Raw genomic sequence first — 17,114 nt, forward strand, 5'->3', positions numbered from 1 at the left:
AATTTTAATATTCTCCTACTTGTACAATTTTTCCTAAATGATTGGTCCTCACCTTTACAACACCTTTTAATCCTGACAATCCATCTCTTTTCCAAGTAATATTTCTTAATGATTTAAATGACTCTACATTTGTTTCCAAATGATGTCTGAAGAAATAATCTTTTGTTGCAATTTTTTGTACCCTAAACAGGTGTTTAGAAATTTGTTCTGCATTGCTTTCATTTAATAAATCCATTTCATGAGGATGAAAATCATCGGATGGAAAAACAAACATTTCATTTTGCTTCATCGTAAACAAAAATTCCCACCCCAAATCTTTATTGAGTGCTTTATCAATTATGGGTAGTTCTTTATTTACCCTTGCCACTGCCTCATAGAAACTTACCACACTTTCTTGTAAATTGCCTTTTTTATCTCTGTAAATAGCTACATGGTGGTTATTGCTTGTACTTATATAATCTACAGGTATAGTGTTATTATTGGCATCTAAAATATCTTCGCCAAAGTGGTCTTTTTTAACGTGTAATACCTCTGCATTTTTTACCCCAGTAATTGTTACAGATTTTATAGCAATTCCTTTTTCTTCATTTTGCCATATTGGGTTGTTTTCTAAATCTGAAAATGCCTCTTTTGCCTTGCCCTCAAATTCGTCTAATCGTTTTTTTAAAATACGTTTTACTCCTTCATCGGTAACTTTTTCTATGTTTTTATAATCTTTAAAGTTATCTGGGTTAATGGGCTTTCGTATTGTAAACCCCTTTTCGTACCAAGCTATGGTTACTTTTTCAGGTAAAACTTCTTTTTCAGATAGCTGTATTGGGTTCTTGGTCAACGAATTTTTCCCTGTAAAAGCTTTTTTAGGATCGTTATCATTGTCTTTCAGCCTTTTTAAAAGAGCCTCTCTATATATTTTGTTTTCTACTTTTTGGATGGTCTCTTCATTAAATTTAGCATTGATTTTTTCTTCCTTTTTATTGAGGAATAAGCTGCTACCATAAATCGTCTCATTATGCAATTGCCCTCTTGGAGTTAGTTCTACTTTTGAGAGTATTCCATTTTTTTTCTTCGTTTTATTGATGTTTTTTGTGACTACTTTATTTTTTACTTTATAAGACACCAAAACCGTTTCCAGATGATTTTTTGCTTCTTGTCGTAGGTTTTTTATTGGTCTGATGAATTTTCTTTTCTTCTTACCGTTTTTAGTTTCAACTTCTTCTGTTATCACATCTTCAATACGACTTATTATAGTGTGTTTTTTGTGATTTTTATCTTTTCGAGCATTCAAATAATTAAGATATTGTATGTGATTATGTGTTGTAAAAGCAATAGTTAGAGCATCCATGGCATGATGCCTTTGGTCGTTTCTTTTCGTCCAGTCTTTTATAACTTCTTTCTTTTCTCCTTTGGAGTTTTCCACTATTTCGGTAAGTCCTATGGCTTTGTATTTGGGTAGGTTTAATTCTTTTAGCACATTTACCAATCCCCAGTCTTCTCTAAGTTTAGCTGTTACTTTTCCTGAGGTAGGAACTACTGTATTGGTAATTTCAAACAACATATTTTTAGCTACCTTGGCAATATATTGACTATCTCGCAAGTCTCTTTCTACAAAACCATCTCCAATATCAGCACCCGTTTTTTTAAGTTTTTCATACTTGGCTTTTGTAATCTCTTTTGACTTATACAAGTCTTCTATCACCGATAAAAACTTGTTTTCAGCATCTTTCCCTAAGGTTTCCATATAGTCTATGGCTGTCATATTTCCTTTTTTCAAATTTGCGCCACGAGGTACTAATACTTTATTGGAAAAACTATCATCAAAAAATCTTGATTGTGGGATAATATGGTCAATATCATATTTGTCAGAGAATATGTTTTCTTTTTCAATCTTCGTATTGGTATAGAGGTCTTTAAACGCGTTTTTCTCTAATTCTAAATACAACCGATAACGTATAATGTCATTACGAGAAGGCATGGCTATTCCAAACTCTGATTGTAAAATTTGACGATAATTTTCATATTTTTTAGTAGCTTCATTAATGTCTTTGGTCATTTTTTCCCTTTCTTCTGCACTTTTTTTCAGCTCACGACCAAGTTCAATATGTACCTCATCGAGTTTACCATATTCTTTAATTACTTCGTTGACTACATTAACCATTTGGTTAAGTATTTTTTCTACTACAGGATTTCGCAGCGCATTTTTAGGTAATATTTCCATCGCATCCTTTAATTTCCTATTTGCTAACTCATCTTTCGTTAATGAAAGTCGAGAGTGTTTATACCCTGCTAACTCACATGCATCGCTAAATTTGTTTTCTTTAATATAGGGGAATATTCTGCGCATGGCTTTACTACTTAGACTTCCATAATCTTGAGAAAATGTAACCTGTGCTAAGATTTTTGCATGTTCCAATTTAAAGTTGAATTTCTCTTGTAGAAGTCTATATAAAGTGTCATTTCCAGAGATAGAGTTATCTGTTTCATAAGAATATAGCAAATGCCATAATTGATAGAATTTTTGTTGTTGAAAGTCATTTCCTTCAAGGTCTGCATCAAAATCCAATATCTCGGTATTAATTTCCAATACATTAAAAATGTCTTTTATAAGTGTCTTTATAGCTTCGGATTCCATTTGAAGCTTAGGCAAATCTATTTTTTCTATTTCGGATTTTACACTTAGTAAATCTTGTATGTCATATCCTTCCATATACAAGATTTTTAAATAGGCTTCGTACAATGCTTTATTGGTTTGGTTTCCCTCGATATATCGATAGTTTATTTTTACTTCTGTAGGTTTTTGACCTATCACTTCAAGAGCGCTCTTTGCCGTAATTGTACCTTTTATATTTACTTCTTGAAACAGCACCTCTTTTTCTTCATCACTTAACAAGCGTTTGCCTTCTTTACTCTTTAACTCAATGTTATTAAGGATTTGCCAAATTTTAAATTCTTGAAATAGCGGAGAGGATTTCGGAGCAACTTTACTGCCTATGTATTTTTTCTTCTTCTTTCCATCTTTTGTAATGGTAATCTCTTTTTGCTCAAACTCACACAAACTGATAAGTCCCTTTTGGGATTTTAACCTACGTTGGTAAAAGATAATAATATCCCGTATTTCCTTTTTCAATTCAGAAGTCAACATTGGGTAAAAGGAGGATTGCGTTTCCCATATCTTTTCAAACTCATCTAAATAATCTTGACGATAAAATACCTGATTTTTTAATCTTGCGTGTGGGTCTTTTTCAAGTTGGCTATACAAATATTGCCCTACCGTGAGATTATTAAAAAACAAGGCTTTACTTCTGTCAGATATTGCCCCTAAATACCCACTTGATTTTTTTAAATTTCCATTGATATCTTGCAAAACTATAGCAAAGTGTTCTAACTCTAATTTTTCAGTTACCCCATTGGCTCTCCAAAGATATTTTTCCAGTTTTTTTTCTAAAGGAGTTCCTTTTTGGATAATTCCTTCTATTTGAAACGGTTCTTTTAAAATAGCCCAAGTAGCTTTAGTTCCTTTTCCATCAATCTCTTTTTTGAGACTATCTGTTAAAATATCAGGATAAAATTGTTTCTGAAAATTCCAAATTTTATCCAATTCAGCTTGTAAATCGGAACGATAAAAATCAGGAAGTTTCTTTTTATTTTCTACTAAAAGTTGGTAACAGAATTGACCAGGAGTTATTTCTTTTTCGTACAAAGTCTTCGCAACAGACATACCATCAATTAATTGCCCTTCCTCATCGTTATTTACTTTTCTACTGCTTTTATAACCTCTTTTTTTATTTATCAATAACAAAACTCTCGCAAACTCTTCTAGTTCAATTTTTTCGGTAGCTGCTCTTGCTCTCAATCGTTGAGTTTCAAAAGTGGTGTTTTTACCTACTTCCGTTAAAAAGGAACTCGATTGAATTATACCATTCGTTTTTAAGGCATTAATTAAGTTTTTTCTTCTTAGCTTAAATCGCTGAAGATTCCTTCTTGCGCCACGTGCCAAGGTTCTACCTGCATTGGTAGTAATGGGTTTTCCTTTTTCAAAGTTCGGTTGCTCGTCAGCTGTTAGAGGGTTTACCCGTACACCTAATTTGATTATTTTTGAGTTTTCATTTTTGTTTTCGGCTTTATTTACAACTGCCAAGCCTATGCTAGCTACACCTATGTCAAGTCCTAGTATTGTTTTCATAATTTTTATTTTTTTGTATCACCCAAGTTCTAGTATTGTTTTCATAATTTTTACAAAATTAACAGATTCCTCTTCCAAAGGTATATATTTTACTCTATATTTGCATCATGAAATTAGAAAACTTTTGACGAAAGGTTTTTACTTGGGCGCCAATCCAAGTTTTTCAAAGCCCCAAGCTTTGTTACTTATTTCAAATCAAGCCCCTTTTAATTTTAAATAAAGAAATTTATTTAACCTTTGGAAGGGCTTGTGAATTGTTTTTTTTGTTTATCGAACTGGAGGAGAATTTTTCTTCTCCAGTTTTTTACCAAAATCGAAAAAGTTAAGAGTATTTTTTTCATAATTTTTTTCTTTAAAATTATAATATTTTTTTAGATTAAGAAGATTATTTAGAATCAAAAAAATAATCTTATATTTGAAGCAGTAAACTTTGAAAGCAATTCACAATAAGGATTATTCCGTTGTGAAAACATTTAAGACGGGGAAACTCGTCTTTTTTTATGCAATAAAAAGTATGTTTAACAATTTTACTACAAAGAAAAACACCAATAAGAAATCACTAAATAAAACGCAAAAAAGCCCTAAGAGAAAACTCTTAGGGCTTTTAGTATTTTGTATAAACGATAACCTACACTATGATAAGGCAGCTATATGTTTTGTTAATTTAGATTTTAAATTAGCTGCTTTATTTTTGTGAATAATATTGTTTTTTGCTAATTTATCTAACATCGAAGTAACCTTAGACAACATTTCTTGTGCCTCTTTCTTATCAGTCGTAGCACGTAAATCTCTAACAGCATTACGAGTAGTTTTATGCTGATATTTATTACGTAATCTTTTAGCTTCGTTACTTCTTATTCTTTTTAGTGCAGACTTATGATTTGCCATTATATTAATTTCTTAAATTGTTTATAAAAAACTTGTAGTCCGTACGGGAATCGAACCCGTGTTACCAGGATGAAAACCTGGCGTCCTAACCCCTAGACGAACGGACCAAAATACAATCTCTTTTTTTGATTGCGGGTGCAAATATACAACTCTTTTTTTTATATGCAATAGTTTTAATTACAATCTGTTTAAAAAAAGATTTTTTAATTAAATCCACCTCTTGTAGTCCGTACGGGAATCGAACCCGTGTTACCAGGATGAAAACCTGGCGTCCTAACCCCTAGACGAACGGACCATTTTATTTTATGATTATCGGGGCGCAAATATAAATACTGAATTTGACTAACCAAAACTTTTTTTACGCAATTATCAAATTTTAAAAATTGAAAACTATTTTACCCCTATCAACCTAATATGCTTTTGCAAAAAACACACGTCTGCGCGATGGTTTTCCTGTAAAAACACAAAGCCCTGCTTCTTCTTTAGCATCGTTAGGTATACAGCGTATGGTTGCCTTTGTTAATTCTTTTATTTTTTCTTCCGTTTCGCTAGTTCCATCCCAATGAGCTGCTACAAACCCACCTTTATTATCTATAACATCTTTAAAATCTTCAAACGTATCTACCTTGGTAATATGCTCATCTCTAAATAAAACCGCTTTGGTAAATAAATTTTCTTGAATTTTTTCTAGCAAATCAACAACAAAGTCAACAACACCATCTTTTGCTACAGTTTGTTTTTCAAAGGTATCTCTACGAGCAACCTCAACCGTTCCGTTTTCAATATCACGATTTCCTATCGCAATTCTTACTGGCACTCCTTTTAGCTCATATTCAGCAAATTTTGCTCCAGGGCGCAAGGTATCTCTATCATCATATTTTACCGAAACACCTTTACCTTGCAACGCTACCACTAAATTATTTACTTCTTTTGATATTGCTTGCAATTGCTCTTCACCTTTGTATATAGGAACAATCACAACTTGTATTGGAGCTAATTTAGGCGGCAAAACAAGTCCAAAATCATCAGAATGAGTCATTATTAAACCACCAATTAAACGTGTAGAAACACCCCATGAAGTTGCCCAAACATACTCTTGCTTTCCTTCTTTAGAGGTATATTTTACATCAAATGCTTCCGCAAAATTTTGCCCTAAAAAATGCGATGTTCCTGCTTGCAAAGCTTTTCCGTCTTGCATTAAGGCCTCTATGGTATACGTTTCTTCGGCACCTGCAAAACGCTCACTTTCACTCTTAGAACCTTTTATTACAGGCATAGCCATATATTTTTCTGCAAATACCGCATACACCTCTTGCATTTGTAGTGCTTCTTTTAAAGCCTCTTTTTTCGTTGCATGAGCAGTATGCCCCTCTTGCCATAAAAATTCAGCTGTACGTAAAAATAAACGGGTACGCATTTCCCAACGCACAACATTTGCCCATTGATTAATTAACAAGGGTAAATCGCGATAAGATTGTATCCAGCCTTTATAGGTGTTCCAAATAATTGCTTCAGAAGTTGGTCGAACCACTAACTCTTCTTCTAATTTGGCTTGCGGATCTACTCGTAATTTCCCAGCATTTTCAGGGTCATTTTGCAAACGATAATGAGTAACCACAGCACACTCTTTAGCAAAACCTTCGGCATTTTTTTCTTCTGCTTCAAACAAACTTTTAGGTACAAAAAGCGGAAAATAAGCATTCTCATGACCTGTTTCTTTAAACATCTTATCCAAAACAGCTTGCATTTTTTCCCAAATAGCAAATCCGTAAGGTTTAATTACCATACAGCCTCGAACAGCCGAGTTTTCTGCCATGTTGGCTTTTATGATTAATTCGTTATACCACTTTGAATAATCTTCAGAACGCTTTGTTAATTTTTTACTCATACTAATAAGTTTGGCACAAATGTTGCTATTTTTTAATGAATTTAGTTGTTTTTTCGGTTAAAAAAATCGCCACAAAACTACGTTAAAAAAGAATATAATACCTATTAGCGGTTTTATTTTTTGTAAATTCACAGCATAAACACAATAGTACAACTCTAAAACAATAAAAAATGAAGTTACTTTCCGCTAACACCAGACTCTCGATATACACCTTGTCGTTTTTAATGGTTACTACTTTGGTTTCTTGCGGAACAGCACAAAGCGTAACAAATGAAGACGGTATATATTCAAACAATATCGAACAACCTACCCGTAAAGTTGTGGTTGCAAACGGTAGCTAATACCAGCAATACAATGAAAATTACTTTACTAGAGAATTACAGCGTTTAGACGATTTAAACAATACTGATATTATTACTGATATTGACAGCTATAAATCATCATACAATGATGATGAATACCTAGACGAAAATGTAGACAATGCCACTCAAGCCCGTATTAATTACAATGCCCCTTGGGGATATACCGATCAAAATTCGGATGTGGTTATCAATATAAATTCTGGATTTGGATACGGATACAACCCTTACTGGTATAATCCATATTACTACGGATATGGATACAACTATTACAGACCTTGGCGTTGGGGAGGCGGGTATGCATACTATGACCCATGGTATTCTGGAGCTTATTGGAACTTTGGACTTTACAGTAATTGGGGATATTACAATTGCTACCCTTATTATGGTGGTTATTATTACGGAAATTATTACCGCCCTTACTATCACAATCCATACTATTACAACCATCACAACCATTACAATTACAGACGAGGTGGTGATTCGCGTCGTGGATATAGTGTAACATCAAACTCAAGAAATAGATATAGCACTACCAACAGAAATAGCTCTACTAGAAACTCATCATCTAGTTACAGAAATAATAGAGTTACTAGCAGCAACCAAAATAGAGAAGCTACGCGATACAATACAAGAAATCGTAATAGCGTAAATACTTCTACTCAAAACTCTAGAAGCGCAACAACTTCTACAAGAAACAACAATCAAAGTTCTGTTAGAAGTACATCATCTTCTAGAAACTATACCCCTAGAAGCACTAATTCTACAAGAACTAGCACAAGAAATTACACCCCCTCAAACACTAGAAGTTATACACCTAATACAAGAAGTTATACCCCAAACGAAAGAGATTACAGTCCTTCTAATACAAGAAGTTATAGCCCTAGCTACGAAAATAGCTCAAGAAGCTATTCACCATCTTCTAATAGTTCAAGAAGCTACACCCCTAGCAGTAGTGGTCGTAGTTCTACAAGAAGTTATTCAAATAGCCGATCTAGAAGATAATTTCGAGCCAAATCTTTTAATAAATTTGTTTCAAAATAAATTAGCAATACCATGAAAAAAATTATACTATTGGCTATTATAATAGCTAGTGGCTTCACGTCATTTTCTCAATCGCTAGGATACAACGATTTAGGTGTTCTTTTTGGTCAAGACCACAACTACGGATCGTCAAGATTTAATGCAATGAGCGGAGCCTTTGGAGCACTAGGAAGTGATGTTTCTTCATTAGCCATTAACCCTGCGGGTACAGCTGTTGCCTTAAATAGTACATTTTCTATTACCCTAGGCAATAGAAACAACTGCATAGATGCTACTTATTATGGTAATACAACAAACACTCAAGACAATTTTTTTAATATTTCGCAAGTAGGTAGTATTTTATCTTTTAGTACCAACAACAAAACAAATTGGAATCGTTTTGCCCTTTCTTTTAATTATCGAATAAAAAACGATTTTGATGGTGATTTTAACCTCGCAGGAAATAGTGGACAAGCTCTTTTTAACCAGCATCCAAACGACACCTCAGACCCTAAAACCCCTTTTAACAATGCACAACAACAACGTTTTGCCAATATTACTAATGGTGAAACAAGTGCACTTAGTTTTGGTTTTTCAGCAGCGCATTTAAATAAGTTATTTCTGGGGGTTTCTTTAAATTTTCATGATATTCATTTTACTCAAACCACCCAATTACGCGAAGTAAATAACGATGATAACGGAAATACATTACGTGCATATAACGAACAAATTAGTTATTTTGGAGGTAGCGGATTTTCGCTTGGATTAGGGTTTATATACAAACCAGAACAAAACTTTCGACTTGGTCTTTCTTATGAATCGCCCACTTGGTATCAAGAAATTAACGAAGATAACAACTTAGCCGTTTTTGACCCCAACGACAGTACTTATGATGATTGGTTAGGTTACACCGAAATTTCTTCGAATAATATCTCGCCCGATATTAATAGTGGTGAATATTATAGCACCTACATATATAATTTAAAAACACCAAGTAAATTAACAATAAGCGGAGCATTTATATTCAATAAAGACGGCCTTATTAGTATTGATTACAGTTATAAAAATTACAAAAACACTCGATTTTCTTCAGGAGATTTCTTTGATGTAAATAACAACTATACTAATAGCTTTAGAAGCACACATGCTATTAATATTGGTACCGAGTGGCTTTTTAATAATTTAAGCGTACGAGGCGGATATCATTACGAACAAACTCCTTATAAAGATGTTATAGATACCGACAATATAGATGGCTTTTCATTAGGGTTAGGTTACCGTTTCAAAAACATGAAATTTGATTTTGCCTATTCAAACTCAACCTACACCTCTCCTTATGCAATATATAATAGCCCTTATGTAAATGTAAATTCAGCTGAATTAAACACCAACATATCTAGAATTACAGGTACATTAACATTTAACCTGTAATAAAAGCATAACCAAAAACCCCGCTAAATTATACTTAGCGGGTTTTTTTCTTTTTTTACGTACTAGCTTTTTAAATTAATGTAATTTTGCTACTCATTTTATTGAAGTAATGGAAACAATTAAAATAAACATCGAAGAAACAACAAACACAACTATTTTAAAATTTGTAAGCAATACCATTTTAATTGATGGCGGAAGTTACGAGTTTGCAAATATTGACGAAGCAAAAAATGCACCTTTAGCACAAGAGCTATTTTACCTACCCTTTGTAAAAAAAGTTTTTATCTCGGCAAATTTTATTGCCATACAGCGATATGATATTGTACAATGGAATGATGTACAAGAAGAAGTTCGTCAAAAAATAGAAAACTATTTACAGTCTGAAAAAACAATTGTGCAAAAAAATGCAACGGCAAAAAAAGAAGCGGTAGAAGTATTTGCCGAAGTAACCCCAAATCCAGAGGTAATGAAATTTGGCACCAACAAAATGCTAACCAACACCCCTGTTGAATTTAAAACGATTGAACAAGCCAATGAATCATCGCCTTTAGCTAAAGCTATTTTTAATTTTTCAGCGGTAAAAGAAGTTTTTATTGCAAAAAACTATGTTTCTGTTACCAAACAAGATACCGCAGATTGGAATGGAATGTATCAAGAAATTCGTACATTTATTCGTTCTTATTTACAAGATGGTAAACCAATTATAACGGAAATACCTAATTTAAATAGCGCCCAAAACCAAAAAACATCAGAAGAAAATTTATCAGAAACCGCCAAACAAATTATTGATATCTTAGATCAATATATTGCCCCAGCAGTAGCTTCGGATGGTGGAAATATTACTTTTGAGTCATACGATAAAGAAAATAAACGAGTTAGTGTTATATTAAAAGGGGCTTGTAGTGGCTGCCCTTCATCGACCGTTACCTTAAAAAATGGTATCGAAACCATGTTAAAAGAAATGCTGCCTAATAAAATTAATGAAGTAATTGCTTTAAATGGATAAAATAGTAAAACCTTATACCGATTCTAATCTTGGCAAAAAAGAACAGGTTACTCAAATGTTCGACAACATATCTAAAGATTACGACGGATTAAACCGTGTTATTTCTTTTGGAATTGATACAAGTTGGCGAAAAAAAGTAGTGAAAATTGTTGGTAAAAATAACCCTAAGCAAATCTTAGATATTGCCACTGGAACAGGTGACCTAGCCATTATGCTTTCAAAAACACAACCCGACAAAATTATTGGCTTAGACATATCGGAAGGCATGTTGGCTGTTGGTAAAAAAAAGGTTGCCAAAGCCAATTTAGAAAACATCATAGAGATGCTTGTTGGCGATAGTGAAAATTTACCTTTCAAAGACAATACTTTTGATGCTATTACCGTTTCATTTGGTGTAAGAAATTTTGAAAACTTAAACAAAGGGCTAACCGAAATTAATCGCGTGCTTAAGCCTAATGGAATTTTTGTTGTTTTAGAAACTTCTAACCCTACAAAATTTCCGTTTAAACAAGGGTATCAATTTTACACTTCAATTATACTTCCTCTAATAGGTAAACTCTTTTCTAAAGATAAAGTAGCCTATACATATTTGTCTAAAAGTGCAAATTCTTTTCCTTTTGGTAAGGCTTTCAACAATATTTTAGAAAAAAATGGGTTTAAGAATGCAAAGAACAAACCGGTAACTTTTGGAGTTGCATCCATTTATACTGCCACGAAATAGAAGTATGACGAAATTTTTTCTTACTATAAGTTTTCTATGGTTACTAACCTTTAGTGTTTTTTCGCAAAAACATAGAACACGTATCGAAAACCGCCCTAACTTTGATAAACTGATGTTTCACTATGGGTTTTATTTAGGTTTAAATAGAAATGATTTTAAAGTAGATTACCGCCCTAATTCAATTACCGACAACCCAAACGTTATTGTAGAACCAAAAACAGGCTTTAATGTAGGATTAATTGCCGATTTACGCCTACATAAAAATATTAATTTACGTTTTGAACCTGGGTTAGTAACCAATTCCAAAAAACTAACCTTTGAATATATTACAGGTCCCGATAGTGAAAAAATTAGAGACAATGTGGGTTCTACCTTTTTGCATTTACCTCTTATTTTAAAATTTAGTACTGATAGACTAGATAATGTTAGACCCTATGTACTTGGAGGGGTTAGTTTTGATCATAACTTTACGAGTAATGAAAAAAATCCAGACGATAACTTTAGCGGTAGCTTTAGAATGCAAACAAGTAATTTTATGTACGAAATTGGTATCGGTATCGATATTTACTTATATTATTTTAAGTTTTCGCCATCTATTCGAGGAATATTTGCCATAAACAACGAAATTAAATACGACGACACCTCTCCAAGCCAATGGACTGACCCAATAAATTACCTTGGCACTCGAGGTGTTTTTATACATCTTGCTTTTGAATAAACAAGACAGCAAATAAACTTAAACGGTATTAAAAAAATAGGTTAATGATAGGTGTTAACAACAGAATCGAAGAACATATAATAATAATCTAATAAGTAAATACCCTCTCTAATTCCTAATTCTTTTTCATCGCCATCTACCATCAATAGTGTAGGAAATTTAGATTGACCAAACTTATCAGCCAACTTATCATTTACTTTTTGAGTCTTCTTATCTATTAAATCTGTATTTCTTGGGGTATCAGCCATGTAAAGAATTAAATTTTTATCAGAATAGTCTTTAAACTTTTCAGTTTCAAATAAATTTTTATCTAAACTTTTACACGGACCACACCAATCTGATCCCGTAAAATATATTAATAATGGTTTATTTTCTTGCTTTGCTTTTTTTAAAGCATCATTATAAGAATACACCCAATTAATTTTTATCGCAGCAATAGTATCTACAACTACCGTATCTACCACTTGCTCTATATCTTCATCTGTTTTTTCTAAGGTTTCTTGAGCTTTACCTACCGTTAAACCTGCTAAGAAAACAAAACAAACTAAAAAAATATTTCTCATTATTAATTATTTTATTTTTCTATTAATCAAAAATAATACCATTTATTAAAAAATCAATTCTTTAAGAAAGATTTTATTGCTGTATCAAACATATTTTTATCGTCAACAAAAAAAGTCTTAATAGGTATATAACTTAAATTTTTGAGCTTTTTTTCTAAACGAACATAATCTTTCTCAGTAGTTAAAATTATTTTTCGAGATGCTTCAATTTTTAAATACCGCTCTTTAATAGCCTCAATATCTTTATCTGAAAAATAATGATGGTCTGAAAAACGCATAGGTTGATATGATATTTGTAAAGACTGTAAATATTGTTCTAAAGGTTTCGGATTAGCTATTCCTGTAACCAATACAACTTGATACGATTTTAATTGATCCAAAACCAACTCTTGCGCCCCCTTTAATTTTGTGTCGTACAAAATTGTAGTAAAAAACACCTGCTGATTTGATTTTACCCTGAGTTTGTTTTTTATTTTTTCTTGCTGCTTTTCGGTTAAATTTTCAGGACATTTCGTAACAATAATTATATTAGCCCGTTTAGCCCCTCTTTTACTTTCGCGTAAATTACCACTAGGCAACACCAAATCATCACAATATAAATCGTCGTACTTTGTTAACAAAATATAAAAATTAGCCTTTACCTTTCTATGCTGAAAAGCATCATCTAACAATATAACTTCTGGGCTATTTTTTTGATTTAATAATTGCTGTATACCATGAGCTCTATCAGCATCTACCGCTACTTGAATATTTTTGAATTTTTTAAAAAACTGTAAGGGTTCATCTCCAACCTCGGCAACCGAATGTGATTGATCTACTAATAAAAAACCTTTTGTTTTTCGCTTATATCCTCGACTTAAAACAGCTACTTTATACGTGTTTTGTAGTAAATTAATTAAATATTCTATCTGAGGGGTTTTGCCTGTACCGCCAACACTTAAATTTCCAACAACAATAATTGGCACATTAAAAGAAGTAGATTTAAAAATTTGCTTATCGAATAAAAAATTACGAATAGAAGTAATTAAATCATACAAAATTGCAAACGGAAATAATAAAAGACGTATAAATTTCATGTAATTTATAATTTTTGATGCCTCATAATATTAAACGTCCTTTTATTAGGAATTTAATTTTATTCATGTAGTTTCACTACCCGAATTTATTACAACGAAAGTAATTAAAAATCTTAACTTTGAGGTTTACTAAAAATAAAATTATGATTATACGCGATGTTACCAACTATATAGAAGAGCTTGCTCCGCTTTCGTATGCTGAAGATTTTGATAACGTAGGGTTACTAGTAGGCAGCTATACCACCAAAGTAACAGGGGTTTTAGTTACCCTTGACACTTTAGAAGAAACCGTTGAAGAGGCTATTGCTAAAAACTGCAATTTAATTGTAAGTTTTCACCCTATTATTTTTAGTGGATTAAAAAAAATAAATGGCTCTAATTATGTGGAGCGTACTGTGCTAAAAGCTATTAAAAACGACATTGCTATTTATGCAACTCATACCGCTTTAGATAATTCAAAAAATGGAGTTTCAGCAAAAATGTGTGATGTTTTAGAGTTAACCAATACACAAATATTAATTCCTAAAAAAGGAGTTATTAAAAAGTTAACGACTTATGTACCTACAAGTAATGCTAATGCTTTACGCAATCAATTATTTGAAGTAGGTGGTGGAAATATTGGTAACTATAGCAATTGTAGTTTTAATATAGAAGGAAAAGGCAGTTTTAAAGGTAACGAAAACTCAAACCCCACTATTGGCAAAAAAGGAGAATTAATTTTTGAAAAAGAAACCTGCATTACCATAACTTTTGAAGATTACTTAGAAAAAAAAATACTAAACACCCTTTTTAAACACCATCCATACGAAGAAGTGGCTTATGAAATAATTACCTTAGATAACTCAAATCAGAATATAGGTATGGGAATGTTAGGTGAGCTTTATAAAGAAATGGAAGAAAAAGAGTTTCTTAAATTTATAAAAAACACCTTTAAAACAGGTTGTGTACGTCATTCAAAATTTATTAATAAACCTATAAAAAAAGTGGCTGTTTTAGGGGGGGCAGGAAGTTTTGCAATTTCCCACGCCATACGTGCTAAAGCCGACGCATACATTAGTGCCGATTTTAAATATCATGAGTTCTTTAAAGCCGAAAATAGTATTCTGTTAGCCGATATTGGTCATTACGAAAGTGAACAGTTTACAAAAAACCTTTTAGTTGAGTATCTTACAAAAAAAATTACTAATTTTGCCATCGTTTTATCAGAGAAAAGTACAAATCCAATTTATTACTTATAAACAATGGCAAAAAAGAAAGAAATAACGGTAGAAGAAAAATTAAGAGCGTTATACGATTTACAATTAATCGATTCTAGAATAGATGAAATTAGAAACGTTCGAGGCGAATTACCATTAGAAGTGCAAGATTTAGAAGATGAAGTTGCCGGATTAACCACTAGAGTTACCAATTTAACTCAAGATGTTACTAATTTAGAAACAGACATAAAAAATAAAAAATTAGCTATTGACGAAAGTGGCACGTTAATAGAAAAATACGAAAAACAACAAAAAAACGTACGTAACAATCGTGAGTTTGATTCATTAGCTAAAGAAATTGAATTTCAAGAATTAGAAATTCAATTAGCTGAAAAAAGAATTAAAGAATTCAAAGCAAAAATAGAGCAGAAAAAAGAAATTATTGATGCTACAAAAGAAAAATTAGCAAAGCAAGAAAGTCACTTACAACATAAAAAATCAGAACTTGATGCTATTTTAAAAGAAACTGAAAAAGAAGAAAAGTTACTGAACGAAAAATCTGAAGAGTTTTCAAAATCTATCGATGATTATTTATTAAATGCATACCAAAGAATTCGAAATAAAGTAAAAAACGGACTTGCTGTAGTTTCTATTGAACGTGGTGCTTCAGGAGGGTCTTTCTTTACCATACCACCACAAGTACAACTAGAAATTGCAAATCGCAAAAAAATTACTATCGATGAACATAGTGGTCGTATTTTAGTAGATGCTGCACTGGCTGCTGAAGAAAAAGAAAAAATAGACAAACTATTCAATTAATATTTCAATTTTTTATACCATTATAAAAAAACCTCGAAGATTAAATCTTCGAGGTTTTTTTATGCTATCAATCGGTTAAAAATATTTTCTTTCCTATTAAATACCTAATTCATTAAACAAGTTTTTAATTTCTGGACTAGAAGGTCTAGGCGCATTTTTATCAACAATTTTACCCTGTGGGTCAATTAAAATAAAACGAGGTATCGAATTAATTTGATATGCTTGTTGAAACGAATAATCTTTACCCGACCATAATTGAATACCTGATAGTTGTTTATCTGCGACAAATTTTTTCCATTTATCATGAGCTTTTTCCCAACTACCACCATTTCTTGTATTCTTATCCGTTGAAATACTAACAAACTCAATATTTTTGCCATGATATTGGTTTTCTAGCGCTTTTAACGCAGGTATTTCTCGAACACATGGCCCGCACCAAGTTGCCCAAACATCGATATATACATATTTACCCTTTAAATCACTCAAAGATGTTTTTCCTCCTTTAAAATTTTCATAATCTACAAAGCTAGGAGAAATGTTTCCTTTTGCTAGTTTTTCTAAAGCCGAAACTCGTTTCATTGCCGATTCATGCTGCACATCATAATTATTTCTAAAATAACTAATCATTTGTTGTTGTTGTAACTTTGTATTTGATATTAAAACACTATCAGCATCAGAATAACGATTTACTAAGCTATCCATTTGTTTATTAATTTTATCAATTTTTGCAGTAAAGGCATCTTTATCTAAGGCAAACAAATTTATTGGACTTCCCATTTTTTTACTAAAAGCTATTTGTGCCAATATAAATTTATTACTCTCTGAACCATTTCCTGAATACGAAAAGGTATTTAAAAAATCGCTCATCTTACCATTTAAGGTTAAATCATAGCCGTTTTTTAAATAAATAGGTACTCTATTTTGAACATTTGTTTGCATAAAATACACATCGCCCTTAACAACCTTTAACGTATCTTTAAAAGTACCATCTGTATTTATTTTTATGGTTTTAGAAAAATTATTATCTCTCGCAGAGATGGTAATAATCGAATCGGCATTACTAGTAAATTTTCCTTGTAATGTTACATACTTATTTAACGATTCTTTTTTACAAGAAGCCATTGCTATACTCACTAAAAGTATAAAACCTATTTTTTTCATTATCTTTTATATTTTAAAGTACAAATATATACAAAGAAAATAGGCCTATTTGTTATTTGGTAAAATAAAAATAATTTTGAGTAAT

The 17,114-nt window shown here is 31.8% G+C and carries 14 protein-coding genes and 2 tRNA genes; 8 read left to right on the forward strand and 8 right to left on the reverse strand.

What is annotated here, in order from left to right; all coding sequences use genetic code 11:
* Nucleotides 1-4 precede the first annotated feature (4 nt).
* The 5 genes from cas9 to proS all read right to left on the reverse strand — a co-directional run bounded on the left by cas9 (nucleotide 5) and on the right by proS (nucleotide 6,956).
* Complete coding sequence (gene cas9, locus AB2B44_RS01200) at nucleotides 5-4,180, reverse strand: type II CRISPR RNA-guided endonuclease Cas9 (protein WP_369047729.1); 4,176 nt, start codon at nucleotides 4,178-4,180, stop codon at nucleotides 5-7.
* A 633-nt stretch (nucleotides 4,181-4,813) separates the two neighbouring features.
* Entirely contained in the window at nucleotides 4,814-5,068 is a 255-nt protein-coding gene (gene rpsT, locus AB2B44_RS01205) for a 30S ribosomal protein S20 (RefSeq protein ID WP_369047730.1), read from the reverse strand.
* 35 nt (nucleotides 5,069-5,103) lie between these two features.
* Nucleotides 5,104-5,175: transfer RNA gene (locus tag AB2B44_RS01210), tRNA-Glu, on the reverse strand.
* Nucleotides 5,176-5,291: 116 nt separating this feature from the next.
* A tRNA-Glu gene (locus AB2B44_RS01215) sits at nucleotides 5,292-5,363 on the reverse strand.
* Between the two features lie 114 nt (nucleotides 5,364-5,477).
* A complete protein-coding gene (gene proS / locus AB2B44_RS01220; RefSeq protein WP_369047731.1) occupies nucleotides 5,478-6,956 on the reverse strand; it encodes a proline--tRNA ligase in 1,479 nt (492 codons plus the stop codon).
* 170 nt (nucleotides 6,957-7,126) lie between these two features.
* Between proS and AB2B44_RS01225 the strand changes: the two genes are divergently transcribed.
* From AB2B44_RS01225 to AB2B44_RS01250, 6 genes are all read left to right on the forward strand, one after another.
* On the forward strand, nucleotides 7,127-7,297 hold the full coding sequence (locus tag AB2B44_RS01225; protein WP_369047732.1) for a hypothetical protein: 171 nt from the start codon (nucleotides 7,127-7,129) through the stop codon (nucleotides 7,295-7,297).
* A 201-nt stretch (nucleotides 7,298-7,498) separates the two neighbouring features.
* Nucleotides 7,499-8,320, forward strand: a complete 822-nt coding sequence (locus tag AB2B44_RS01230) for a hypothetical protein (protein ID WP_369047733.1) — start codon at nucleotides 7,499-7,501, stop codon at nucleotides 8,318-8,320.
* Between the two features lie 51 nt (nucleotides 8,321-8,371).
* Nucleotides 8,372-9,769, forward strand: a complete 1,398-nt coding sequence (locus tag AB2B44_RS01235) for an OmpP1/FadL family transporter (protein WP_369047734.1) — start codon at nucleotides 8,372-8,374, stop codon at nucleotides 9,767-9,769.
* A gap of 109 nt (nucleotides 9,770-9,878) precedes the next feature.
* The gene (locus tag AB2B44_RS01240; protein WP_369047735.1) at nucleotides 9,879-10,775 is read left to right on the forward strand and encodes a NifU family protein; all 897 of its coding nucleotides are present in this window, start codon (nucleotides 9,879-9,881) and stop codon (nucleotides 10,773-10,775) included.
* Nucleotides 10,768-11,496: a bifunctional demethylmenaquinone methyltransferase/2-methoxy-6-polyprenyl-1,4-benzoquinol methylase UbiE gene (gene ubiE / locus AB2B44_RS01245; RefSeq protein ID WP_369047736.1), complete on the forward strand. Its 729-nt coding sequence runs from the start codon at nucleotides 10,768-10,770 to the stop codon at nucleotides 11,494-11,496. The genes AB2B44_RS01240 and ubiE overlap by 8 nt, the downstream gene beginning before the upstream one ends.
* Before the next feature lie 4 nt (nucleotides 11,497-11,500).
* Complete coding sequence (locus tag AB2B44_RS01250; RefSeq protein WP_369047737.1) at nucleotides 11,501-12,214, forward strand: porin family protein; 714 nt, start codon at nucleotides 11,501-11,503, stop codon at nucleotides 12,212-12,214.
* Nucleotides 12,215-12,255: 41 nt separating this feature from the next.
* Here AB2B44_RS01250 and AB2B44_RS01255 read toward each other — a convergent pair whose 3' ends face one another.
* Both AB2B44_RS01255 and lpxK read right to left on the reverse strand, forming a co-directional pair.
* Nucleotides 12,256-12,777, reverse strand: coding sequence for a thioredoxin family protein (locus tag AB2B44_RS01255; RefSeq protein ID WP_369047738.1), 522 nt, complete (start codon nucleotides 12,775-12,777; stop codon nucleotides 12,256-12,258).
* Between the two features lie 53 nt (nucleotides 12,778-12,830).
* Nucleotides 12,831-13,853 (reverse strand): tetraacyldisaccharide 4'-kinase, encoded by a 1,023-nt coding sequence (gene lpxK, locus AB2B44_RS01260; RefSeq protein ID WP_369047739.1) that lies wholly within the window; start codon nucleotides 13,851-13,853, stop codon nucleotides 12,831-12,833.
* Nucleotides 13,854-13,996: 143 nt separating this feature from the next.
* On the opposite strand from lpxK, the gene AB2B44_RS01265 reads away from it, so the two are divergent.
* Both AB2B44_RS01265 and AB2B44_RS01270 read left to right on the forward strand, forming a co-directional pair.
* Nucleotides 13,997-15,091, forward strand: a complete 1,095-nt coding sequence (locus AB2B44_RS01265; protein WP_369047740.1) for a Nif3-like dinuclear metal center hexameric protein — start codon at nucleotides 13,997-13,999, stop codon at nucleotides 15,089-15,091.
* Nucleotides 15,092-15,094: 3 nt separating this feature from the next.
* A complete protein-coding gene (locus tag AB2B44_RS01270; protein WP_369047741.1) occupies nucleotides 15,095-15,868 on the forward strand; it encodes a zinc ribbon domain-containing protein in 774 nt (257 codons plus the stop codon).
* A 96-nt stretch (nucleotides 15,869-15,964) separates the two neighbouring features.
* Here the strand turns inward: AB2B44_RS01270 and AB2B44_RS01275 are convergent, their stop codons facing one another.
* Complete coding sequence (locus tag AB2B44_RS01275) at nucleotides 15,965-17,029, reverse strand: TlpA family protein disulfide reductase (RefSeq protein ID WP_369047742.1); 1,065 nt, start codon at nucleotides 17,027-17,029, stop codon at nucleotides 15,965-15,967.
* Nucleotides 17,030-17,114: the final 85 nt, after the last annotated feature.

It is taken from the genome of Tenacibaculum sp. UWU-22 (assembly GCF_041021355.1).
Taxonomy (GTDB): Bacteria; Bacteroidota; Bacteroidia; order Flavobacteriales; family Flavobacteriaceae; genus Polaribacter.

What these genes read in the sequence shown, in the direction of transcription:
- cas9 (WP_369047729.1), bottom strand. Translation starts at nt 4,180, where the DNA reads ATGAAAACAATACTAGGACTTGACATAGGTGTAGCTAGCATAGGCTTG.
- rpsT (WP_369047730.1), bottom strand. Translation starts at nt 5,068, where the DNA reads ATGGCAAATCATAAGTCTGCACTAAAAAGAATAAGAAGTAACGAAGCT.
- proS (WP_369047731.1), bottom strand. Translation starts at nt 6,956, where the DNA reads ATGAGTAAAAAATTAACAAAGCGTTCTGAAGATTATTCAAAGTGGTAT.
- AB2B44_RS01225 (WP_369047732.1), top strand. Translation starts at nt 7,127, where the DNA reads ATGAAGTTACTTTCCGCTAACACCAGACTCTCGATATACACCTTGTCG.
- AB2B44_RS01235 (WP_369047734.1), top strand. Translation starts at nt 8,372, where the DNA reads ATGAAAAAAATTATACTATTGGCTATTATAATAGCTAGTGGCTTCACG.
- AB2B44_RS01240 (WP_369047735.1), top strand. Translation starts at nt 9,879, where the DNA reads ATGGAAACAATTAAAATAAACATCGAAGAAACAACAAACACAACTATT.
- ubiE (WP_369047736.1), top strand. Translation starts at nt 10,768, where the DNA reads ATGGATAAAATAGTAAAACCTTATACCGATTCTAATCTTGGCAAAAAA.
- AB2B44_RS01250 (WP_369047737.1), top strand. Translation starts at nt 11,501, where the DNA reads ATGACGAAATTTTTTCTTACTATAAGTTTTCTATGGTTACTAACCTTT.
- AB2B44_RS01255 (WP_369047738.1), bottom strand. Translation starts at nt 12,777, where the DNA reads ATGAGAAATATTTTTTTAGTTTGTTTTGTTTTCTTAGCAGGTTTAACG.
- lpxK (WP_369047739.1), bottom strand. Translation starts at nt 13,853, where the DNA reads ATGAAATTTATACGTCTTTTATTATTTCCGTTTGCAATTTTGTATGAT.
- AB2B44_RS01265 (WP_369047740.1), top strand. Translation starts at nt 13,997, where the DNA reads ATGATTATACGCGATGTTACCAACTATATAGAAGAGCTTGCTCCGCTT.
- AB2B44_RS01270 (WP_369047741.1), top strand. Translation starts at nt 15,095, where the DNA reads ATGGCAAAAAAGAAAGAAATAACGGTAGAAGAAAAATTAAGAGCGTTA.
- AB2B44_RS01275 (WP_369047742.1), bottom strand. Translation starts at nt 17,029, where the DNA reads ATGAAAAAAATAGGTTTTATACTTTTAGTGAGTATAGCAATGGCTTCT.